This window comes from Streptomyces flavidovirens DSM 40150 (assembly GCF_000429085.1).
Lineage (GTDB): Bacteria > Actinomycetota > Actinomycetes > Streptomycetales > Streptomycetaceae > Streptomyces > Streptomyces flavidovirens.
The window spans coordinates 1-21,697 of record NZ_AUBE01000021.1 but is presented as its reverse complement, the minus strand read 5'-3'; the positions used below and the strand labels follow the sequence as shown (position 1 = coordinate 21,697).

At 69.9% G+C, this 21,697-nt stretch carries 22 protein-coding genes; 13 read left to right on the top strand and 9 right to left on the bottom strand.

The features are described 5' to 3' along the window. Positions 1-26 precede the first annotated feature (26 nt). The 4 genes from G412_RS0123625 to G412_RS0123610 all read left to right on the top strand — a co-directional run bounded on the left by G412_RS0123625 (position 27) and on the right by G412_RS0123610 (position 2,429). The gene (locus G412_RS0123625; RefSeq protein WP_028814249.1) at positions 27-1,310 is read left to right on the top strand and encodes a CynX/NimT family MFS transporter; all 1,284 of its coding nucleotides are present in this window, start codon (positions 27-29) and stop codon (positions 1,308-1,310) included. Positions 1,311-1,353: 43 nt separating this feature from the next. Further along, a complete protein-coding gene (locus G412_RS41460; RefSeq protein ID WP_251016312.1) occupies positions 1,354-1,470 on the top strand; it encodes an SGM_5486 family transporter-associated protein in 117 nt (38 codons plus the stop codon). Positions 1,471-1,625: 155 nt separating this feature from the next. Then, positions 1,626-1,829 carry a hypothetical protein gene (locus G412_RS0123615; RefSeq protein WP_028814248.1) on the top strand — a complete coding sequence of 68 codons (204 nt, stop codon included), beginning with the start codon at positions 1,626-1,628 and terminating at the stop codon, positions 1,827-1,829. Between the two features lie 81 nt (positions 1,830-1,910). Then, positions 1,911-2,429, top strand: a complete 519-nt coding sequence (locus G412_RS0123610) for a SixA phosphatase family protein (protein ID WP_028814247.1) — start codon at positions 1,911-1,913, stop codon at positions 2,427-2,429. Positions 2,430-2,519: 90 nt separating this feature from the next. Here G412_RS0123610 and serB read toward each other — a convergent pair whose 3' ends face one another. Both serB and G412_RS35680 read right to left on the bottom strand, forming a co-directional pair. After that, positions 2,520-3,755, bottom strand: a complete 1,236-nt coding sequence (gene serB, locus G412_RS0123605) for a phosphoserine phosphatase SerB (protein WP_028814246.1) — start codon at positions 3,753-3,755, stop codon at positions 2,520-2,522. A gap of 276 nt (positions 3,756-4,031) precedes the next feature. Beyond that, complete coding sequence (locus G412_RS35680; protein ID WP_037649678.1) at positions 4,032-5,702, bottom strand: streptophobe family protein; 1,671 nt, start codon at positions 5,700-5,702, stop codon at positions 4,032-4,034. Between the two features lie 245 nt (positions 5,703-5,947). Between G412_RS35680 and G412_RS0123590 the strand changes: the two genes are divergently transcribed. Next, entirely contained in the window at positions 5,948-8,503 is a 2,556-nt protein-coding gene (locus G412_RS0123590) for an ABC transporter ATP-binding protein/permease (protein WP_028814245.1), read from the top strand. A gap of 81 nt (positions 8,504-8,584) precedes the next feature. Here G412_RS0123590 and G412_RS0123585 read toward each other — a convergent pair whose 3' ends face one another. From G412_RS0123585 to G412_RS0123575, 3 genes are all read right to left on the bottom strand, one after another. Then, positions 8,585-9,322, bottom strand: a complete 738-nt coding sequence (locus G412_RS0123585) for a transglycosylase SLT domain-containing protein (protein WP_028814244.1) — start codon at positions 9,320-9,322, stop codon at positions 8,585-8,587. A 262-nt stretch (positions 9,323-9,584) separates the two neighbouring features. Then, entirely contained in the window at positions 9,585-10,754 is a 1,170-nt protein-coding gene (locus tag G412_RS0123580) for an S-adenosylmethionine:tRNA ribosyltransferase-isomerase (protein WP_078607297.1), read from the bottom strand. Then, complete coding sequence (locus G412_RS0123575; protein ID WP_028814242.1) at positions 10,751-11,476, bottom strand: SDR family NAD(P)-dependent oxidoreductase; 726 nt, start codon at positions 11,474-11,476, stop codon at positions 10,751-10,753. The genes G412_RS0123580 and G412_RS0123575 overlap by 4 nt, the downstream gene beginning before the upstream one ends. 216 nt (positions 11,477-11,692) lie before the next feature. On the opposite strand from G412_RS0123575, the gene G412_RS0123570 reads away from it, so the two are divergent. The 3 genes from G412_RS0123570 to chpE all read left to right on the top strand — a co-directional run bounded on the left by G412_RS0123570 (position 11,693) and on the right by chpE (position 13,914). After that, positions 11,693-12,871, top strand: coding sequence for a GAF domain-containing sensor histidine kinase (locus G412_RS0123570; RefSeq protein ID WP_078607295.1), 1,179 nt, complete (start codon positions 11,693-11,695; stop codon positions 12,869-12,871). Further along, complete coding sequence (locus G412_RS0123565; protein WP_051338563.1) at positions 12,864-13,529, top strand: response regulator; 666 nt, start codon at positions 12,864-12,866, stop codon at positions 13,527-13,529. Before G412_RS0123570 ends, G412_RS0123565 begins: the two co-directional genes overlap by 8 nt. A 136-nt stretch (positions 13,530-13,665) precedes the next feature. Continuing rightward, positions 13,666-13,914: a chaplin ChpE gene (chpE, locus tag G412_RS0123560; RefSeq protein WP_028814239.1), complete on the top strand. Its 249-nt coding sequence runs from the start codon at positions 13,666-13,668 to the stop codon at positions 13,912-13,914. Positions 13,915-13,999: 85 nt separating this feature from the next. Here the strand turns inward: chpE and G412_RS0123555 are convergent, their stop codons facing one another. Continuing rightward, positions 14,000-14,791 (bottom strand): hypothetical protein, encoded by a 792-nt coding sequence (locus tag G412_RS0123555; protein WP_078607293.1) that lies wholly within the window; start codon positions 14,789-14,791, stop codon positions 14,000-14,002. A gap of 144 nt (positions 14,792-14,935) precedes the next feature. Here G412_RS0123555 and G412_RS0123550 point away from each other — a divergent pair, with 144 nt between their 5' ends. The 4 genes from G412_RS0123550 (at position 14,936) to G412_RS0123535 (ending at position 18,193) form a co-directional block, all read left to right on the top strand. Continuing rightward, positions 14,936-15,733 (top strand): ABC transporter ATP-binding protein, encoded by a 798-nt coding sequence (locus tag G412_RS0123550; protein ID WP_028814237.1) that lies wholly within the window; start codon positions 14,936-14,938, stop codon positions 15,731-15,733. A gap of 70 nt (positions 15,734-15,803) precedes the next feature. After that, positions 15,804-16,232 carry an NfeD family protein gene (locus G412_RS0123545; RefSeq protein WP_028814236.1) on the top strand — a complete coding sequence of 143 codons (429 nt, stop codon included), beginning with the start codon at positions 15,804-15,806 and terminating at the stop codon, positions 16,230-16,232. A 183-nt stretch (positions 16,233-16,415) separates the two neighbouring features. Continuing rightward, positions 16,416-17,345: an SPFH domain-containing protein gene (locus G412_RS0123540; RefSeq protein ID WP_028814235.1), complete on the top strand. Its 930-nt coding sequence runs from the start codon at positions 16,416-16,418 to the stop codon at positions 17,343-17,345. 80 nt (positions 17,346-17,425) lie between these two features. Next, positions 17,426-18,193, top strand: coding sequence for a sulfite exporter TauE/SafE family protein (locus G412_RS0123535; protein WP_028814234.1), 768 nt, complete (start codon positions 17,426-17,428; stop codon positions 18,191-18,193). Between the two features lie 54 nt (positions 18,194-18,247). Here the strand turns inward: G412_RS0123535 and G412_RS35675 are convergent, their stop codons facing one another. The 3 genes from G412_RS35675 to G412_RS0123520 form a co-directional block, all read right to left on the bottom strand. After that, positions 18,248-18,790: an HNH endonuclease gene (locus G412_RS35675; protein WP_051338571.1), complete on the bottom strand. Its 543-nt coding sequence runs from the start codon at positions 18,788-18,790 to the stop codon at positions 18,248-18,250. A gap of 144 nt (positions 18,791-18,934) precedes the next feature. After that, entirely contained in the window at positions 18,935-19,471 is a 537-nt protein-coding gene (locus G412_RS0123525; RefSeq protein ID WP_028814233.1) for a YbhB/YbcL family Raf kinase inhibitor-like protein, read from the bottom strand. A gap of 104 nt (positions 19,472-19,575) precedes the next feature. Then, a complete protein-coding gene (locus tag G412_RS0123520) occupies positions 19,576-20,358 on the bottom strand; it encodes a sporulation protein (protein WP_028814232.1) in 783 nt (260 codons plus the stop codon). Between the two features lie 143 nt (positions 20,359-20,501). Here G412_RS0123520 and G412_RS0123515 point away from each other — a divergent pair, with 143 nt between their 5' ends. After that, entirely contained in the window at positions 20,502-21,143 is a 642-nt protein-coding gene (locus G412_RS0123515) for a DNA-3-methyladenine glycosylase (protein WP_028814231.1), read from the top strand. Positions 21,144-21,697: the final 554 nt, after the last annotated feature.

Genomic DNA, 21,697 nt, shown 5'->3' with positions numbered 1-21,697 from the left:
CATCCCATGATTCTATGATGGTCCGCATGCCCCAAGACGAGACCCGAACCCTGAACCCCGCCCCAGCAGCCTCCGTACGCCAGGAGCAGCCGCAGCCGCAGCCGCGGTCGGCCTGGGTCACCCGGCTCGTGATCCTCGGACTCGTTCTCGCCGCGCTCAACCTCCGCCCGGCCATCACCAGCCTCGGCCCGCTCCTCGAAGAGGTCCGTACCGGGCTCGGCATGAGCGGCAGCGTCGCCGGCCTCCTGACGTCCGTGCCGCCGCTCTGTTTCGCGGTCTTCGGCCTCACCGCCCCGCGGCTGGCCCGCCGCTTCGGCCCCGGCGCGATCGTCTGCGCGGGCATGGCGGCCATCGCGGCCGGTCTGTTCGTCCGCCCCTACCTCGGCGGTACGGCGGGATTCCTGGCCGCCAGCGCGCTCGCCCTCATGGGCATCGCCGTGAGCAACATCCTCATGCCGGTCATCGTCAAGCGCTGGTTCCCCGACCGCGTCGGCCAGATGACCGGGCTCTACTCGATGGCCCTCGCGCTCGGCACCGCGCTCGCCGCGGCCGCCACGGTCCCCATGACCCGCGCGCTGGGCGGCAGTTGGCAGACCGGCCTCGCCGTGTGGGGCGCTCTGGCCGCCGTCGCCGTACTGCCCTGGCTCGTCCTCACCCGCCACTCCAGCACCCGGGCGCCGAAGACCCGCACCACCGCCCGGCAGCAGGGCAGCGCCCCCGCCCCCGCCCTGAGCATCACCCGCAGCCGTACGGCGTGGGCGCTCGCCTGCTATTTCGGCCTCCAGGCCACCGCGGCGTACATCACCATGGGCTGGATGCCGCAGATCTTCCGCGACGCGGGAGTCTCCGCGGGCACGGCCGGTGTGCTGCTCGCCGTGACCATGGCGATGGGCATACCGCTCGCGTTCGTCATCCCGCGCGTCGCCTCCCGCCTGCGCAACCAGGGCCCGATCGTCGTCGCCCTCGGCCTGAGCGGCCTCATGGGGTACGCCGGCCTCTACCTCGCCCCGGCCGCCGGCGCCTGGGCGTGGGCCCTGCTGCTCGGCGTCTCCAACTGTGCCTTCCCGCTCGCCCTCACCATGATCGGCATGCGGGCGAAGAGCGGCGCGGGCGTCGTACGCCTCTCCGCCTTCGCGCAGAGCACCGGCTACCTCATCTCGATCCCCGGGCCGCTGCTGGTCGGCGTGCTCTACCAGCACAGCGGGAGCTGGGGCCTGCCGATCGGCCTCATGGCAGGCCTGATGGTGCCGCAGCTGGTCGTCGGCGTGCTCGCCGGACGCAACCGCACGATCGAGGACGAACTCGGCTGACCCGGCCGCAGGCCCGGCGTACAAAGGGTGCGAGACTGGCCGTATGCCTGTACTCGACCCCAATCCCCAGAACGGCCAGAAGAAGCTGCTGCTCGTGCTCGGCGCGATGCTCGGCATCACGGTGATCATCGCGATCATCGCCTCGCTGGCCTCGCCGTAGGCCCCGGCGCTCCGGCACACCGACGGTGGGGCTGTCCCCACCGTCCCCTAGGGGGCCGGGGTCAGGGTGAAGTGGGTGGGTCACCGGATGGGTTCCCGCGCGCGCACTCCGTAGGTTCGACGTACATCAGCCGAACAGCGAAAACGGAGGCGGTCATGGCGGCCCGCGCACACCCCGGAACCAACTCCCCGGCCTCCGGCATCGACACCCGGCTCCCGTGGTGGGCCGTCGTCCTCCCCGCCCTCGCCTTCGCCGTCCTGCTGCTGCTGATCGCCGGGCCGGACGAGGCGCACGCGGCGCCCGGCGACCCGGCGGTCGCGCACTTCGTGGAGCGTATCCAGCAGACCTTGTCCCACTAGCCGGGGAACCCGTTCACCCGTGCTGGGGCAGCCCGCCAACACCCTGCGCCCCGTGGCGCGATTCGTGCGAAGCTGGGATGCATGAGCGTCGATACACCCCGCAGGATCGTCCTACTCCGGCATGCGAAGGCCGACTGGCCGCAGGTGTCCGACCATGATCGGCCGCTCGCCGACCGCGGCCGCATGGACGCCCCGGTCGCCGGCCACCGGCTGGCGGACACGGGCATCACCTTCGACCTGGCTCTGTGCTCGACCGCGACCAGGACCCGTGAGACCTGGAAGCTGGCCGTACAGGAAATGCCGCGGCGTCCCAAGACCGTCTACGAGGAGCGGCTGTACGAGGCCACCCTCGGCGACGTTCTCGCGCTCCTGAACGAGACTCCGGACGAGGTGAACGACCTCCTCGTCATCGGGCACAACCCCAGCATGCACGCGGCCGCCGACGCGCTGGCGGGCAGCAGCGAGGGCGACGCCATGGCCCGCATGACCAAGAGCGGCTTCCCGACCGCCTCGTTCGCGATCGTCGGCTTCACCGGCTCCTGGAAGTCCGTGGAGCACGGCGTGGGCAAGCTGCTGGACTACTGGGCCCCGCACGACTGAGGCCGACTCCCTTTTCCGGTACGTGAGAACGAAGGCCCCGGCGCGCATCCGCACCGGGGCCTCAACACGCTCACTCACTCGCGCACGCGTTCACTCGGCCAGGCCGTCGGCGGCCTCCACCTCTTCACGGGTGATGCCGAGCAGATACAGCACGGTGTCCAGGAAGGGCACATTCACGGCCGTGTCGGCGGCCTCCCGCACGACGGGCTTGGCGTTGAAGGCGACACCCAGGCCCGCCGCGTTCAGCATGTCGAGATCGTTCGCGCCGTCACCGACGGCGACGGTCTGGTCCAGCGGTACGCCCGCCTCGGCGGCGAAGCGGCGCAGCAGCCGGGCCTTGCCCGCACGGTCCACGATCTCACCGACGACACGGCCGGTGAGCTTTCCGTCGACGATCTCCAGTGTGTTGGCGGACGCGAAGTCCAGCCCGAGCCGCTCCTTCAGGTCATCGGTGACCTGCGTGAACCCACCGGATACGACGCCCACTTGGTACCCGAGCCGCTTGAGCGTACGAATCAGGGTGCGAGCGCCGGGGGTGAGCCGTACTTCCTGCCGCACCTTGTCGACGACGTCGGCGTCGAGCCCGGCGAGCAGCGCCACGCGCGCGTGCAGCGACTGCTCGAAGTCCAGCTCGCCGCGCATCGCCTGTGCGGTCACCTCGGCGACCTTGTCCTCGCAGCCCGCGTGCGCCGCGAACAGCTCGATGACCTCGTCCTGGATGAGCGTGGAATCCACGTCCATCACGACAAGGCGCTGGGCGCGCCGGTGCAGCCCCGCCGACACCACGGCCACATCGATGCCGAGCTCGGCGGCCTCCAGTGCGAGAGCGGTGCGCAGGGGCTCGGTCTCCGTACCGGACACCGCGAACTCCACTGCGGTGACCGGATACTTGGCGAGCCGGAAGATACGGTCGATGTTGCCGCCGGTACCGGTGATCGTGGCCGCTATGGCGGCGGTCGACTCGGCGGTGAGCGGGTGCCCGAGCACGGTGACATGCGAACGCCCGCTTCCGCGCGGCCGGTTGTCGCCCGTACCGGAGATGATCTCGGCCTGGAGCCGGAGGGAGTCGGCCCAGCTGTGCACGGTGGCCCGCAGCTCACCGGAGGTGCCGACGGCCGGCTCGGTGACGAGGGCGCACAGGACGATGCGGCCACGGGTGACGACCTGCTCGATGTCGACGACATCGACGGAGTAGGCGGCGAGCGTGTCGAAGAGCCCGGCGGTGATTCCGGGACGGTCCTTCCCGAAGATCTTGACGAGAAGGGTCGGGGCAGCGTCAGTGGACTGGCTGGGCTGACTGGGCTGACTGGACTGAGATGCGCTCATGATGCCTCTACCGTATCGGCCCCCTGCACCCCCCTCACCTCCCGTCCCGAGGACCGGACACACCCGCAACACCACCCCAGCCGACCCCGGCCCCCGCCACCCGCCACAGCCACCGCCCTGCGACCCGGCCCCGCCGGGACCATCCGGCATGTCGGAGCCGTCCGGCCCGTTCGGCGTTTGAGGACCGGGGTACGGGGCGGAGCCCCTCACGCAGCGGAGCTGCTCAGTGTCAGGGCGGGAGCGAGCGGGGGACGGGGAGAGTTCCGCAGGGTCCGGTCAGCGGCCCCGTCCCGGTTGTCCTGGCGGGGGCGGGCCCTCCTCCGGAGGGGGCGGAGGCGCCGGGCGGGGGCGACGGGGCGGGGGTGGGACCACCGGGCCCACCACAGTCGGCGCCCCGTGCACGTCCTCCGGCGCCCGCAGGTATGGATTCGTCTCCCGGTGCGAAGGCCGATACGCGGGGGAGGGCCGGTACGGCCCCGGTGCGTACGCCGGGGCCGGGTACGTCCGTCCACCCGCACCACCACCGGCATCCGCCCCGCGCCCCGAAGCCATCGCCGCCACCCGACTCCCCGCCGCCCCCGCCCCACACGCCAGCAGCGCCCCCACGCCCCCCGCGCCCGCGCCCCACACCGCACCCAGCAGCAGCGCCATCCCCATGCTCCCGTGCAGCTCGATCCCCGCGCCGAACGCGTCGATCCCCAGCACCGACAGCGACGCGTCGGCGGATACGTCCGTCAGCCACACCAGCAGTGGCAGCGCGACCCCCGCCGCCACCCCCAGTCGCACCGCGCACCGCCCCGCGAACCCCGCCACCGACAGCTCGCCCCCGCGCCGGGGCGTACGCGCCGCCGTGAGCACACCGGCGTACAGCATCATCAGCGCGGCCGCGACACCCAGCAGCCACACCCGCCCGTCCAGCTCCGCGAGCCGCCCCAGCATCACCGGCTCGTCGGCGTTCACCCGCAGCAGCTCGTCCAGCGGATCCGGCAGCAGCTTCGCCATCTCGCCCGTCGCCTCGCCGCTCCACGGCACGAACAGCCCGAGCGGGATCCCGAGCCACACCCCGTTGGGCGCCCCGAGCAGCGCCGCCCCCACGATCCGCTTCGGGTTGTCGTCGCCGGCCGCCGCGTACGCAGCTGCGGTGAGCCCCGCGAGAACCGCGACCACGAGCACGGTGACCACGGCGGACACGGCCGGCCGTACGACCCGGTGCACCGCGTCCCACCCACGCGGCAGCGGCGTACGACGCGAGGCGAGCAGCGCGACGACGAGCACCCCGAGCACCCAGCAGGACGCACCCGCCAACGTCTCGCCCGTATTGACGGTGAAGCCGACCGACGCCTTCGCGTCCACGAGGCCGGCCAGCCGGTCGGGCAGCAGCCCGCCGATGTCGCCGAGTCCGAGCCCGAGCCCGCCGGGCAGCAACTCGTCGACTTCCCGTGACACATCGTTCTCCGGCACCTTGTCGAGCCCGGATCCGGATCCGAGTCCGAACGCGTCGCCGTCGATCGTGATGACGTCGTGCCCAGCCCGGGCGAGCCCGCCCATCGTGGCGACAAACAGCACGGCCACCGCCCCCACCCTGGCGGTCAGTTCACCCACGGAAATCAATGTCCCCACACCGCGCAGGGACCTCAGGAAGAAGAACGAAAGAAGGAGGGCGCCCACCAGCCCCACCCCGAGTGGCGCGATGTCGACGGCGGTCGTCGCCTCCGCGCCGTCGAGACCGAACGCCGAGACATCGCCGGACGGGCTTACCGAACCACCTGCCCCCAGTACCACTACAGCCGCCGTCATCGGCCCGAGCGACCCCGCCGAATCCGCGCCCAGCAGATGGAGCCCGAGCGCCGCGACACCGGCCATGCCCGCCAACGCCCAGCTCACCGCGGCAATAGCGGCAAGCAGCACATCGCCCCACCGCACGCCGCTCCTGCCGCTCGCACTCATCAGGGCCCCCCGATCCGTGCTGAACTGTCCTATGTTGTTCTATTCGCGCATGATCCGTACGTACTCATACGCGCTTACCACTCTCCGGAGGTATTTCTCCCGCGTCAACGGGCAGCCGCGCGCGGTCTTCACAGGGCTCGACTTTCTAATTCGGGACCGGGCCTGAAATAGTTCCTCCCGATGTTCAGCATCCCTAGACTCCCTGCGACGGGGGTAACTCGGGGGACAACTAGGTGGGGCGCGGAGTGCCGGAACTCGTACTGGAATTGAATGGAAGGACCTGGACGCTCGATCCGTCCAGGTCGTACACCCTCGGACGTGATCCGCAGGGTGATGTGGTGCTCGACGACGCCCGGGTCTCGTGGCGGCATGCCACCGTCAGCTGGGGCGGCCGCAGTTGGGTCATCGAGGATCACGGCAGCACCAACGGCACGTACGTACAGGGCCAGCGGATCCACCAGATGGAGATCGGCCCCGGCTCCGCCGTGCACCTCGGCAACGCCACCGACGGCCCGCGGCTCAGCCTGTCGGGCGCGGGCGTGCCCAGCGGACAGGGCGCCATGGCCCACCAGCAGACACCTCAGCAGCAGGGCGCTCCCGGCTGGGCACCCCAGGCACCGCACCAGCCCCACAACCCCCATCCGCAGGACGCCGCGCAGAATCAGCACAACCAGCAGCAGCCCCAGCAGGCATGGCAGCAAGCAGCCCAGGCGCAAGCGCCCCAGGCGCAAGTGCCGCACCAGCAGGGCGCCCCGGCCGGCGGTGTCGCGGGGGCTCCGCCGGTGTACGGCGACCGCAGCCCCACGACGTTCCACCAGGTCTCCATGGGCCGCGTGATGCGGATCGGCCGTGCCCTGGAGAACGAATTGGTCGTCTCCGACCTCCAGGTCTCCCGGCTGCACGCCGAGTTCACCGCGACGCCCGACGGCCGGTTCCAGATCCGCGACCTCGGCAGCCACAACGGCACCTACGTCAACGGCCAGCCGATCCCCAAGTCCGGCACCGTGCTGCTCGGCCCCAGCGACATCGTCGGCGTCGGCCACTCGACGTTCCGCCTCGTCGGGGACCGGCTCGAAGAGTTCGTCGACACCGGTGAGGTCTCCTTCTCCGCCCGCCACCTCACGGTGACGGTCGACGGCGGCAAGCAAATCCTCAAGGACGTCTCCTTCGGCGTACCGGAGAAGTCGCTCATCGCCGTCATCGGCCCCTCCGGCTCCGGCAAGTCCACCCTGCTCAAGGCGCTCACCGGCTACCGGCCCGCCAACCAGGGCGACGTCCTCTACGACAACCGCAACCTCTACAAGCAGTTCGCCGAACTCCGCCAGCGCATCGGCCTGGTCCCGCAGGACGACATCCTGCACAAGGAACTGACCGTCAAGAAGGCCCTCAAGTACGCCGCGAAGCTCCGCTTCCCCGCGGACACCACGGAGGCCGAGCGCGAGCAGCGCATCAACGAGGTCCTCGGCGAGCTCAAGCTGGACATCCACAAGGAGAAGAAGGTCACCTCCCTCTCCGGTGGCCAGCGCAAGCGCGTCTCCGTGGCCCTGGAGCTCCTGACCAAGCCGTCGCTGATCTTCCTCGACGAGCCGACGTCCGGTCTCGACCCGGGCATGGACCGCGACGTCATGCAGTTGCTGCGCGGCCTCGCCGACGACGGCCGTACGGTCCTCGTCGTCACGCACTCCGTGGCCGAGCTCGCGATCTGCGACAAGCTCCTCGTCATGGCGCCCGGCGGGTCCGTCGCCTACTTCGGTCCGCCGGAGGAAGCACTGAACTTCTTCGGCTACAGCACGTGGGCCGACGTCTTCTCCGCCTTCGAGAACTACCGCGACTACGACTGGGCGGGCCGCTGGCGCGGCTCCCAGCACTACCAGATGTACGCCGCCGACATCGACGCCGTCGCCGCGCAGCCCGTACACATGCCGCCGGCGCAGCAGATGCGCCCGCCCAAGCCGCAGAGCTGGGGCTCACAGCTGTGGACCCTGATCCGCCGCTATGTGTCGGTGATCGTGTCCGACAAGGGTTTCATCGGTCTCATGCTGATCCTCCCGGCGGTCCTGGGCATCGTCAGCACCGTGATCCCGGCGGACAGCGGTCTGGGCTTCGGCCCGGAGAAGAGCAGGCTGATCAACAAGGACTCCGGCACCATCCTGCTGATCCTCGCGGTCGGCGCGTGCTTCTCCGGTGCCGCCAACTCCGTCCGTGAGCTGATCAAGGAACGGGTCATCTACGAGCGCGAGAGGGCCACCGGCCTGTCCCGCTCGGCGTACCTCATGTCCAAGGTCATCGTCCTCGGGTTCATCACCGCCCTCCAGGGCGTGATCATCGCGGCGATCGGCTTCGGCGCCCGCTCGAAGCTGCCGGCCGAGGGCGTCATCTTCGAGGACACCCCGGTCATCGAGATGACGATCGTCATCAGCGCGCTCGGTTTCACCTCGATGATGTTCGGTCTGGTCATCTCCGCGCTGGTGAAGACCGCCGAAAAGACGATGCCGCTGCTGGTGATGTTTGCGATCGTCCAGGTCGTCTTCACCGGTGTCCTTTTCCAGCTCCACGACAGCCCCGGCATCGAGCAGGTCGCCTGGCTCATGCCGTCACGCTGGGCCGTCGCCGCGCTCGGCACCACGGCGCAGCTCAACGTCACCATGCCGTGGGACCCGCTCAACCTCGACGGGCTGTGGGACCACACCTCGGGGCAGTGGATGTTCGACATGGGCGTGCTGCTCGGCATCGGCGTCCTCTGCGGCTTCGTGGTGGTGCGCCTGCTGCGCCGCCACGAGCCGGAGGTCATGCGCAAGTAACGGCGCCCGGCACCGGACACGCCGAAGGGCGGCACCCCACGGGGGTGCCGCCCTTTCGTACACGCTCGGACGTCGTCAGGCTCAGTAGGCGCTGTTGACGTTGTCCATGGAGCCGTAGCGGTCGGCCGCGTAGTTGCAGGCGGCGACGATGTTGGCGACCGGGTCGTACTGGTCGTGCTTCGTGCCGGGGATGTGGTACGCGTCGAAGGTCGGCTTGATGACCTGGAGCAGACCCTTGGACGGGATGCCGTTGATGGCGTTGATGTCCCAGTTGTTGATCGCGCGCGGGTTACCGCTGGACTCGCGGATGATGTTGCGGTGGATGCCCTCGTAGGAACCGGGGATGTTGTGCTTCTTCATGATGGACATCGCCTCCCGGATCCAGCCGTCGAGGTTGTTGGCGTAGACCGGCTTGCGCGCGGCGGCGCGGCTCGCGGCCGCGCGTCGCTCGTCGGCGCGCTTCTTCGCCTCGGCCTTTGCCTTGGCGTCGGCCGCGGCCTTGGCCTTGGCGGCCGCCTCGGCCTTGGCGTCGGCCTTCGCGCGGGCCTCGGCCACAGCCTTGGCCACCTTGTCGGCGCCGACCTGCTGCTGCGTGATGCTCGTGTGCACTGTCTTGGCCTGGGCACTGCCGGCGGCTGCCGACCACGCCACCGGAGCGGCGGCGGTCACGGACTTCGTGTCAGCCTCGGCCGACGCGTTGCCGGGGACGAGCGAGAACGTGAGGGCGGCGGCGCCGAGGGCGGCGACACCGGCGATCGAGAACTTGTGGTTCTTGTTCAGGTTCAGGCGGCTATAGCCAGGGGTGCGAGACGCGGACATGCAGACGTACCTCTTCGAATAGCGGAAGTCGCGGAGTCCGCGACGGCAGCCATTGTTAGCGTCCGCAAAATCCTGTGGCAAAGGTGTGACGTACGATCCCCGGTAGTGGACGAGGACCCCCGCACCAGGGCCTGGCGCGGGTCGCTACCCAGCCCAGACGCCCCTTATCCATCAACTACGACCCTTCGTAAGTGACGTGTGTCCTATGCGCGGGCTCACATCGGGCACGTAACAAACTCACCAATAGTTGCTCGTGCGATGCTCAGAGTGAGTGCTCCGCGCCGGTCTCCTCCGGGAGGACGAGATGTACGTCGCCGAACTCGTGCCAGAGGTAGAGATGGCTCAGCGCCTCGGCGTATCCGCGGCGCAACGCGGCCTCTCCCGCCACCGCCTCCAGCATCAGCAGATGCGACGCCTGCGGCTCGTGCAGCCCGGTCAGCAGTCCGTCCACGACACGCACGCCCCGCTCCGGCGTGACCACCAGAGCCGTCCAGCCCGCCGCCGCACGCACCACCCCGTCGGGCCCGGCTGCCGACTCCAGCGCCCGCACCGCCGTCGTCCCGACCGCGACGATCCGCCCGCCGCCCGCCCGCGCCGCGTTCACCAGCCACGCCGTCGAAGCGGGCACCTCGAAACGCTCCGGGTACGGCGGCTCGTGCGCCTCGGCCGAAGCGACCCCCGTATGCAGGGTGAGCGGCGCGAACTGCACGCCCCGGCTCACCAGCTCCGCCACCATCGCCGCCGTGAAGGGCCGCCCCGCGCTCGGCATCTCGGCCGAGCCCGCCCCGTCGGGGGAGGGCAGCGCGAAGACCGTCTGGTACGCCGACAGCGGCTGGTCCCGCTCCGTATACCCGTACCGGATGGGCCGCCCGTACCGGCGCAGCAGCCCCGGCACGTCCCCGCCGGACACCCGGGCCCACCACAACCGCTCTCCGCCCGCCCCGACGGGCTCCTCCAGCACCAGCCTCCGGCCCCCCGGCAGCCGGACGGCGGTCCCGGCGGGCCCGCCGCGAAGCGGCCGTGTCGCCCCGGTCTCCAAGGGGCCGCGCAGCTCGACGGCCCAGCGCCGGTCGTCGCCTTCGGTGGAGAAGTGCACCACCACGCGATCATCCGAGCCAGTGGCGGGCCCAGCGGCCGGGCCGCCCGGCGCCACCATCACCCGCCCGTCCACCGCCGCCGCCAGCGTGGGCGACGTATTCACCACCAGCACGTCTCCGGCCCGCAGCAGCCCCGCCAGCTCCCGGAACACGTGATGCGAAACCTCCGTGCCCCGCGACACCAGCAGCCGCACGTCGTCCCGCCCCGAGCCGCGCTCCTCGGCGGGCACCCGCGCCGAAAGCTCCTCCGGCACCCGCAGCGCTCCGACCCCGCCCGCCGTCGCTCCGGCGCCGCCGGCCTCCCGCTCCGGCCGGCGCGTGATCGCGTCCCTCATCGGTCCCCCTCCGTCTCCACCAGCGCCGACGCCACGTACCGCCCGCTCGCGCGCCGGGGCCGCTCGTCGAGCAGCCGCAGGAACGCCGGGACCGCCGCAGCGGGCTCCGGCCGCCACGCGTCGTCGTCCGGTACGGCGGCCGCGTACAGGTCCGTCCGCATGTCACCCGGATCGACGCTCCACACCCGCAGCCCCGGCTCCTCGGCCGCCAGCACCGCCGAGAGCTGGTCGAGCGCCGCCTTCGAAGCCCCGTAACCACCCCAGGTCCCGTACGCCTCCACCGCCGCGTCCGAACTCACCGAGACCACCGCGCCGCCGTTCCCGTCACTGCCCCCCGCCGCCCGCAGCAGCGGCAGTGCTTCCCGTACGAGCCCGAGCGCCGCCACCACATTCGTCTCCAGCGCCGCCCGCAGCCCGTCCAGGGGCAGCTCCTCCAGCCGTACGAGCGGCTCCGCCCCCAGCGCGCTCGCGTTGTTCACCAGCAGATCCAGTCCGCCGAGCCCGCGCGCGGCGGCCACCAGCTCCGCCCGGTGCGCCGCGTCGGTGACGTCTCCCGCGACGGCCACCACTCGCGTCCCGTACTTACGAGCCCCCCGAGCCGCGTCCTCCAGCGCGCTCCCGGTCCTGGCGTCCAGCACCAGATCCCAGCCCCGCTCCGCGAGCGCCGTCGCCAGCGCCCGCCCCAGCCCCTTCGAAGCACCCGTGATGATCGCAACCGCCATGACAACCGTTCCCCTTGGTCTTCGTCGCACCTTCGCCGCATCGATGCCCTCAACCTAGGAACCAGCCCCCTCCCGGCGCCTCATGCGCAGGCCCCACCGCACCAGGGCACTTCGGCCTACGCCCACCGACCAGGCAATCGGACCTACGTCCTGAGTCCTGAGCGGAGCCTCCGCAGGTCCGATACGACGGCCGGACCACGCCGGTACGGTGATCACATGACCCATCGAGCAGGGGCCCGTCGAGCAGGGGAGACCGCATCCCCCCGCGCCGGCCTCACCGCCGTGAGCACCGCACTGCTCGCCATGAGCCGGCACCTGGAGGTGCGCGACGTCCTCAAGACGATCGTCGCCTCCGCCCGCGAGCTCCTCGACGCCGAGTACGCCGCACTGGGCGTCCCCGACGACCACGGCGGCTTCGCCCAGTTCGTGGTCGACGGCGTCAGCGACGAGCAGTGGAAGGCCATCGGCCCGCTGCCCCGCCAGCACGGCATCCTCGCCGCGATGCTGCACGGCGCCGACACCGAGCGCCTCGCCGACGTACGCAAGGACCCGCGCTTCGAGGGCTGGCCCGCCGCGCACCCCGAGATGTCCGACTTCCTCGGCCTGCCCATCCGCGACGGCGACGACGTCATCGGCGCGCTCTTCCTCGCCAACAAGCGCTGCCCCAAGCCCGACGGAGCATGCGGCTTCACCGAGGACGACGAGGAACTGCTCGGCATGCTCGCCCAGCACGCCGCGATCGCCCTCACCAACGCCCGCCTCTACGAGCGCAGCCGCGAGCTGACCATCGCCGAGGAACGCTCCCGCCTGGCCCACGAGCTCCACGACGCCGTGAGCCAGAAGCTCTTCTCCCTGCGCCTGACCGCCCAGGCCGCCGCCGCCCTCGTCGACCGCGACCCGGCCCGCGCCAAGGGCGAGCTCCAGCAGGTGGCCGCGCTGGCCGCCGAAGCGGCCGACGAACTGCGCGCCGCCGTCGTCGAGCTGCGCCCCGCCGCCCTCGACGAGGACGGCCTGATCGCCACCCTGCGCACCCAGATCCAGGTCATGGACCGCGCCCACACCGCCCGCGTCACCTTCCACAGCGGCGGAGTACGGGCCCTGCCCGCCGCCCAGGAGGAAGCCCTCCTGCGGGTCGCCCAGGAGGCACTGCACAACGCACTGCGCCACTCCGGCGCCGCCCACGTCGACGTCGTACTCGAAAAGAGCGGACAGGGCGCCCGGCTGAGAGTGACGGACGACGGCAGCGGCTTCGACCCGAAGACCGTACGCAGGGCGGGCCGCCACCTCGGTCTGGTCTCGATGCGCGACCGGGCCGGCGGAGCGGGCGGCAGACTCACCGTGGAATCGGCGCCCGGCAAGGGCACCACGATCGAGATGGAGGTCCCCGGTGGCTGAGGCGGCCGCACGACCGGCGAACAACGGCATCCGCGTACTGCTCGTCGACGATCACCAGGTGGTACGCCGAGGCCTGCGCACCTTCCTGGAGATCCAGGACGACATCGAGGTCGTCGGCGAGGCCGGCGACGGCGCCGAAGGTGTGGCCCGCGCCGAGGAGCTGCGCCCCGACGTCGTACTCATGGACATCAAGATGCCGGGCACCGACGGCATCGAGGCCCTGCGCAAACTCCGTGAACTGGCCAACCCCGCCAAGGTGCTGATCGTCACCAGCTTCACCGAGCAGCGCACCGTCGTCCCCGCCCTGCGCGCGGGCGCCTCGGGCTACGTCTACAAGGACGTGGACCCGGACGCCCTGGCCGGCGCCATCCGCTCCGTACACGCGGGTCATGTCCTCCTCCAGCCGGAGGTCGCGGGCGCCCTGCTCGCGCAGGACGAGGGCAACGGCGGCACGGGCCGCGGCAGCACACTCACCGAACGGGAGCGGGAAGTGCTGACGCTGATCGCGGACGGCCGCTCCAACCGGGAGATCGCCCGCGCCCTGGTCCTCTCCGAGAAGACAGTCAAGACACACGTCTCGAACATCCTGATGAAACTGGACCTGTCCGACCGCACCCAGGCAGCCCTCTGGGCCGTGCGACATGGGATTACGGGTTAATCGGACGGTCTACGTCCCGGTCCGAGATTCATACCGTCGGGTGTATGTCCCCCGAATGGCGCATCCGATCGGCCCGTGCCCCGTTCTTCATGGTGCTGCGGCGGCTGGCCGCAGCGACGTCTAGGAGGATCCTGAAGTGAAGAACCTGAAGAAGGCCGCTGCCGTCACCATGGTCGCGGGTGGCCTCATCGCCGCCGGCGCCGGTGTTGCGTCCGCCACCGAAGGCGGTGCGCACGCCCACGGCAAGGCCGTCCACTCGCCGGGCGTCGGCTCCGGCAACCTGGTCCAGGTCCCGGTCCACGTCCCGGTGAACGCCGTCGGCAACACCGTCAACGTCATCGGCGTCCTCAACCCGGCCTTCGGGAACCACGGCGTCAACTACTGACCCACCCAGGCCAAGCGGTGACTCCCGGCCCCCAGGCGCCCCGACAGCGCCTGGGGGCCGGCCGCACACTGCAGCCCCGCAAGCCCTACAGCCCGCCCCGCTCCCGCTCCTCCACCCACGCGTTGTACGCCGCCACCTGCGCCCGCCGCGCCACCCGCTCCACCGGCCGCAGCGCCTCCCCCCGAGCCGCCATCTCCGACGCGCTCACCGCACCCCCGTGCCCGTTCTCGTACGCCACGGAAATGAGCAGCCCCACCCGCTGCGCCAGCTCCAGCACCCGTACCGCCCGCGGCGGATATCCCGGAGCCAGCACCTCGCCCCCGCCGCCTTCCACCCGCGCCCGGTACGCGTCGATCGCCGCCTCCGCCACCGGACCGGACCCCGCCACATCGAGCCGCGACAGCACCGCCGTCGCATCCCGCAGCGCCTCCGCGAGCTCCCGCTCCGCCTCCCCGAGCGAGGGCACATCGGCGGGCGGAGCCTCCCGTACGGCCAGGCAGTGCCACATCACCTCGACCCGTACGTCCCCGGCCGGCCCCACTTCGTACACCTCCGGCACCAGCCCGTACGCCGCACCGGAGCAGACCACCGCCTCCTCCGCCTCCAGCGCCCGCGCGTTGAACTCCGGCGGTCCGCTGAGCCCCAGCGGATGCCCCGGCGCCGGCAGCGCCACCCGGAATCCGGTGGCCCCGAGCGCCCGCAACCGCCCCAGCGCCAGCGTGAGCCCGACCGGCCCCGCTTCTCCTGGCACACCTTCCACCCGGTGCACCGCGTCCTCCCCGACAATGGCGAGCGCGACGTGATCCGGCGAAGCAACTCCGGCCAAAAGGGCGTTTCCCCAGGCGGCCAGACGTCCTGAGCGAGGTTCAAAAAGCATGACCCCAGCCTAGGTAATGGCCTCGGTGATGGACCTAGCAGTCGGACCACTCGACCGGTGGCGTAGGTTTTCCCCTGGGAGCTGTGCCTACAGGCACAAGGGGCACCCGACATTCTCGAGACTGCATGGGGAGACAACGCGCTCATGAGCGATGTACTGGAGCTGGTGGACGTATCCGTGGTCCGCGACGGACGCGCTCTGGTGGAAGACGTCTCCTGGTCGGTCAAGGAGGGCGAGCGCTGGGTGATCCTCGGCCCCAACGGCGCCGGAAAGACCACCCTGCTGAACGTCGCCTCCAGCTACCTCTTCCCGACCACCGGCAGCACCAAGATCCTCGGTGAGACGCTCGGCAGCCCCGGCACCGACGTCTTCGAGCTCCGCCCCCGCATCGGCATGGCCGGCATCGCGCTGGCCGACAAGCTGCCCAGGCGCCAGACCGTTCTCCAGACGGTGCTCACCGCGGCGTACGGCATGACCGCCACCTGGCACGAGAGCTACGACGAGGTCGACGAGCAGCGCGCCCGCGCCTTCCTCGACCGCCTCGGCATGACGGAGTACCTCGACCGGAAGTTCGGCACGCTCTCCGAGGGCGAGCGCAAGCGCACCATGATCGCCCGCGCGATGATGACCGACCCCGAGCTGCTGCTCCTCGACGAGCCGGCCGCCGGTCTCGACCTCGGAGGCCGCGAGGACCTCGTCCGCCGCCTCGGCCGCCTCGCCCGCGACCCGTACGCCCCCTCGATGATCATGGTGACGCACCATGTCGAGGAGATCGCCCCCGGCTTCACCCACGTCCTGATGATCCGCCAGGGCAAGGTCCTCGCCGCGGGCCCCGTGGAGACCGAACTGACCTCCCGCAACCTCTCCCTGTGCTTCGGCCTCCCGCTCGTCGTCGAGCGCAGGTCCGACCGCTGGACGGCCCAGGGCCTGCCGCTCGCCTGACCTTCCGCCGACATTCCTCCGCCCTGCCCGCGCCCTGTCCGCGAAGACCACCCGCACCTACCATGACCATGTGGACATCGACGCATGGGTGTGGTGGCTGATCGGCGCTGTCGGGCTGGGAATTCCGCTCGTGGTGACAGCGATGCCCGAATTCGGAATGCTGTCGGCAGGCGCGGTCGCCGGCGCCGTGACCGCGAGCCTGGGCGGCGGAATGGTCGCCCAGGTCCTGGTCTTCGCCGCCGTCTCGGTCGCGCTGATCGCGGTCGTACGCCCGATAGCCGCCCGGCACCGCTCCGACCGCCCCCAACACCGCACCGGCATCGACGCGCTGAGGGGCCGTCAGGCCCTGGTGCTCGAACGGGTCGACGCCGGCGGCGGCCGGATCAAACTCGCCGGCGAAGTGTGGTCCGCCCGGTCCCTCGACGCGGACCAGAGCTTCGAACCGGGCCAGCAGGTCGACGTCGTCGAGATCGACGGAGCAACGGCCGTGGTGATGTGACGCCGTGGCGATGCGTCACGCCGTACTGACGCGGCGCCGTAGCGACGTAACCCGGCGAGGTAAGCCGAACACCCCGCACACCGACCCGCGTTCTGGGAAGATTGATCATCAGATCCTCCGCGTCACGGCCCACGGCCTGGCCGGTCTCCCGAGAAGCACGACACGAAGGGCACGGGAAACGCGATGTCATCCGTCATCATCGTCCTGATCATTCTGGTGGTGCTGGTATTCATCGCCCTGATCAAGACGATCCAGGTCATCCCGCAGGCCAGCGCCGCCATCGTGGAGCGCTTCGGCCGCTACACGCGCACACTCAACGCCGGCCTGAACATCGTCGTCCCGTTCATCGACTCGATCCGCAACCGGATCGACCTCCGCGAACAGGTCGTGCCCTTCCCGCCCCAGCCGGTGATCACCCAGGACAACCTGGTCGTCAACATCGACACCGTCATCTACTACCAGGTCACCGACGCCCGGGCCGCGACGTACGAAGTCGCCAGCTACATCCAGGCCATCGAGCAGCTCACCGTCACCACCCTGCGCAACATCATCGGCGGCATGGACCTGGAGCGGACCCTGACCTCCCGCGAGGAGATCAACGCGGCACTGCGCGGAGTCCTCGACGAGGCCACCGGCAAGTGGGGCATCCGCGTCAACCGCGTCGAGCTCAAGGCGATCGAGCCGCCCACCTCCATCCAGGACTCGATGGAGAAGCAGATGCGCGCCGACCGCGACAAGCGCGCCGCGATCCTCACCGCCGAGGGCATCAGGCAGTCCGCGATCCTCACGGCCGAAGGTGAGAAGCAGTCCGCGATCCTGCGCGCCGAGGGCGAGGCCAAGGCGTCCGCGCTGCGTGCCGAGGGCGAGGCACAAGCCATCCGTACGGTCTTCGAGTCCATCCACGCGGGCGACCCGGACCAGAAGCTGCTCTCGTACCAGTACCTCCAGATGCTCCCGAAGATCGCCGAGGGCGACGCCAACAAGCTCTGGATCGTGCCCAGTGAGATCGGCGACGCACTCAAGGGCCTCAGCGGCGCCTTCGGCAACTTCAGCGGTGGCGCCCCCGGCTTCAACACGGGCCAGGAGCGCCGCCAGGAACCTCCCATCGACTGACCCCCGTCCCTTCACGCGGCCCACCGTCGTGCATGATCGGTGCACCAAGCACCGATCACGCACAAGAGCAGGGGCACACCGTGACCATCTGGGAGATGCTCGCCGTCTTCGCCGCGGGCGTGGGCGCGGGGACCATCAACACCATCGTCGGTTCTGGAACCCTCATCACCTTCCCGGTGCTGCTCGCCACCGGCCTTCCGCCGGTGACCGCGACCGTCTCCAACGCCCTCGGCCTGATCCCCGGCTCGATCAGCGGCGCCATCGGTTACCGCAAGGAACTCACCGGCCAGCGCCGCCGCATCCTGCGGCTCGGCGCGGCCGCCGCCGTCGGAGGCATCTGCGGAGCCGTACTGCTCCTCGCACTCCCACCGACCGCCTTCGAGACGATCGTTCCGGTCCTCGTCGGACTCGCCCTCGTCCTGGTGATCCTGCAACCCCGGATCACCAAGGCTGTCCAGCGCCGCCGCGAGCGCAACGGCTTCCACGCCGACCCCGACGGCGGCCCGCTCCTCATCACCGGACTGCTGATCGCCAGCGTGTACGGCGGCTACTTCACCGCGGCCCAGGGAATCATCTACGTCGCCCTGATGGGCATGCTGCTCACCGACACCCTGCAACGCGTGAACGCCACCAAGAACGTCCTCGCCGCGATCGTCAACACCGTCGCCGCGACCTTCTTCGTCTTCGCCGCCGAACTGGACTGGACGGCCGTGGCCCTCATCGCGGTCGGCTCCACCCTCGGCGGCCAGCTCGGAGCCAAGATCGGCCGCCGCCTGCCACCGACCGCCCTGCGCGCTCTGATCGTGGCCGTGGGCACCGTCGCGATCATCCAACTGCTGCTGCGCTGACCGGCATACAAAAGCCCGCCTCCGGACGAAGGCGGGCTCACGACCGGTGCGTACCTACGCCGGCTGCGCCAGCCATCCCCAGTCCTTGAGCTCCGTACGAGCAGGGGAGACACCGTCGGGCAGCACCGACCGCTCATGCGCTCCCAGCGCCAGCAGCATCGCGTCGGCGGGCGAGGGAACGAACGGCCGGCGCAACAGCGGCATCCCCGCCTCGTCCGGCGTACGGTCCGCCTTGCGGTGATTGTCCTCCGCGCAGGACGCCACCGTGTTCAGCCAGCCGTCCCCGCCACCCTGAGCCTTCGGCACCACGTGGTCGACGGTGGTGGCCCGCCGCCCGCAGTACGCGCACCGGTGCTGGTCCCGTATCAGCACACCACGCCTCGACCACGGTGCCTGTCTTCGGAAAGGCACCCGGACATAACGGCACAACCTGATCACCTGCGGCACCGGAAGCTCCACGGCGGCCGCGCGCATCAGCAGTCCGGGACGGGCCTGTTCGACGACGGCCTTGTCCGTGAGGACAAGCACCACCGCCCGGTTCAGCGTCACCGTAGACAGCGGCTCGAAGCTCGCGTTCAGTACCAGCGTGTCCCGCATCTTGCCCACCCTCCCTGCGCCGGCCCGCCCCGTGGCGGACTTGGATCAACTCTGACCGGGCACACCGAGATGGACAACGCAATAAAAAGATGCCCGTCCCTGATCTCTTCCAAGACCAGGGACGGGCAAACAGAAAGTGAACGGTCAACTCGCCGCGGGGGCCTCGTATTCGGCGACCAGCTGCGCACGCCCGAGCGTGTGGAAACGCAGATTGAATCCCACAGCGGCGGGGGAGGTGTCGGCGTCAGGACCGAGCTTCTCCGTGTCCACGGCGTACACGGTGAACACATAGCGGTGCTTCTCGCCCGCAGGCGGCGCTGCCCCGCCGAAGTCCTTCGACCCGTAGTCGTTACGGGCCTGAACGGCACCCTGCGGCAACCCCTCGAACTTCCCGCTGCCCGCCCCGGCAGGCAGCTCCGTCACGGACGCCGGAATGTCGAATACGGTCCAGTGCCAGAACCCGCTTCCGGTCGGCGCGTCCGGATCGAAGCACGTCACGGCAAAGCTCTTGGTCCCGGCGGGAAAACCCTCCCACCGCAGGTGCGGCGACGTATTGCCCTCCGCGTACACCTGAGCGTCCTTCAGTACCGACCCGTCGGCGACGTCCTCACTCACCACAGTGAACGAGGGCACGGGCGGATGGAAGTCATGGGGAAGCGGCGGCCTCTTCGCCTCGGACACGTCTGGAACCTCCGATTGGACTGTCTGCTGTGCTGACTGCTGCTGTGCCTGACTGCCTACTGCCTTACTGCCTGACCGCCTTACTGCATGACGGCTCGGCGAGCCTAGAGCCAGTTGCGCTGACCGCCGACCTGGGCGAGCCACTGGTTGAGGTAGGCAGCCCAGTCGGTTCCCTGGAAGTCGTTCAGCCCGACCTTGAAGGCCCGGTAGGAGTCGCTGCTCTCACTGAAGAGCCCGGGCTTCTTGTCCATCTCCAGGACGACGTCCATCTCACGGTCGTCCGCGACGAAGGTGAGCTCGACCTGGTTCAGCCCGCGGTACTGCTGCGGCGGCTGGAACTCGATCTCCTGGTAGAAGGGCAGGCGCTGACGCGTCCCCCGGATGTGGCCGCGCTCCATGTCCGCGCTCTTGAAGCGGAAGCCCAGCTGTACGAAGGCGTCCAGGATCGCCTGCTGCGCCGGCAGCGGGTGCACATTGATCGGGTCCAGGTCACTCGAGTCCACGGCCCGCGCGATCTCCAGCTCCGTAGTCACCCCGATGTTCATGCCGTGCAACTGCTGACCGGCGATGCTGGTGATCGGCGTCTCCCAGGGAATCTCCAGCCCGAACGGCACCACATGCACGGCGCCGGCCTTCACCTCGAAGGCACCACCGAGCCGCTGCTTGGTGAACTCGATGTCCTGCTTGACCTCCTGGTCACCGCCCTCCACCTCGACGCGTGCCTGCAGGCCGACGGAGAGCCCCTCGATCTGCTGATCGACCGAGCCGCCCTGGATACGCACCTCGCCCTGGACCACACCGCCAGGCACGACGTTCGCCTCGGTCAGCACCGTCTCCACCGACGCGCCCCCGGCACCCAAGCTCGCGAGCAACTTCTTGAAGCCCATGACTTCTCCCCAGATCTTTGGTTCTGACTCTGACCAGTACAAACGCGGAAGGACCACGCCCGGTTCCGTGGCCCTCACCCTGGCAAAGCGCGTGCCCCAAGGCCACCTACCCGAACGGACGACATCCACTACGCTCGGAGGGCATGATCACGGACCCCGACCGTACGCCGCTCCCCAGGACGTTCTTCGACCGCCCCGTACTGGAGGTCGCCCCCGACCTACTGGGCCGCACCCTCGTACGACTGACCGAAGACGGCCCGATCGAACTCCGCATCACCGAGGTCGAGGCCTACGACGGCCCGGGCGACCCCGGATCGCACGCCTACCGCGGAAAGACCCAGCGCAACGCGTCGATGTTCGGCCCACCAGGTCACGCGTACGTCTACTTCATCTACGGCATGTGGTTCAGCCTCAACCTGGTCTGCGGCCAGGAGCACGCAGCCAGTGGCGTCCTCCTGCGCGGGGGAGAGGTGATGCGCGGCCAGGAGTTCGTACGTAAGCGACGACTCTCGGCCCGAAACGACAACGAACTGGCCAAAGGCCCGGCACGCCTCGCCACGGGACTGGCCATCGACCGCACCCTGGACGGCACCGACCTCTGCGCCGGCCCGGACTCCCCTCTCTCTGTACTGCACGGCACCCCCGCCCCTGCCGACCTGGTACAGAACGGTCCGCGCACCGGCGTGGGCGGCGAAGGTGCGAACCACCCCTGGCGTTTCTGGATCGACGGGGACCCCACGGTCAGCCCCTTTCGCGCCCACACCCCCCGCCGCCGCCGAACTTGACGTGGCCCCGGCGGACGCCTAATGTGGCCCGAGCCGCTTGACACGGGCACTGCTGTCGGCACCGGCTTTCGAGCCGTCCGAAGCAGCTCGAAGCGGCCAACCACTACCTACGACTTCCCTGACGGGTTCGATTTCGGCATGCCCGAATTCCTGCTCAGCGGCTCGATTATGAGCCGCAAGGGAAATCCGCTAAAGTAGTGACCCGCCGAAAGGGAGACGCGAAAGCGAAGAACCTGGAAAGCGCCGAGGAAGTCGGACACGAAAGAGTCTGATAGAGTCGGAAACACGAAATACCGAACGAAAGCCCGGAGGAAAGCCCCAGACGATGTTCTGTGGGTGAGTACAAAGGAAGCGTCCGTTCCTTGAGAACTCAACAGCGTGCCAAAAGTCAACGCCAGATATGTTGATACCCCGGCCCATCTTTGGTGGGTTGGTGGTTCCTTTGAAAAGTCCTGGGTCGTCACGTGTGACGGCCCGGGTGAACACAGCGAGGACGCTGAGAACAGCGGACCATATTCCGGTCCGATCTGTTCCGCTCTTTCGTGGTGCTAGCT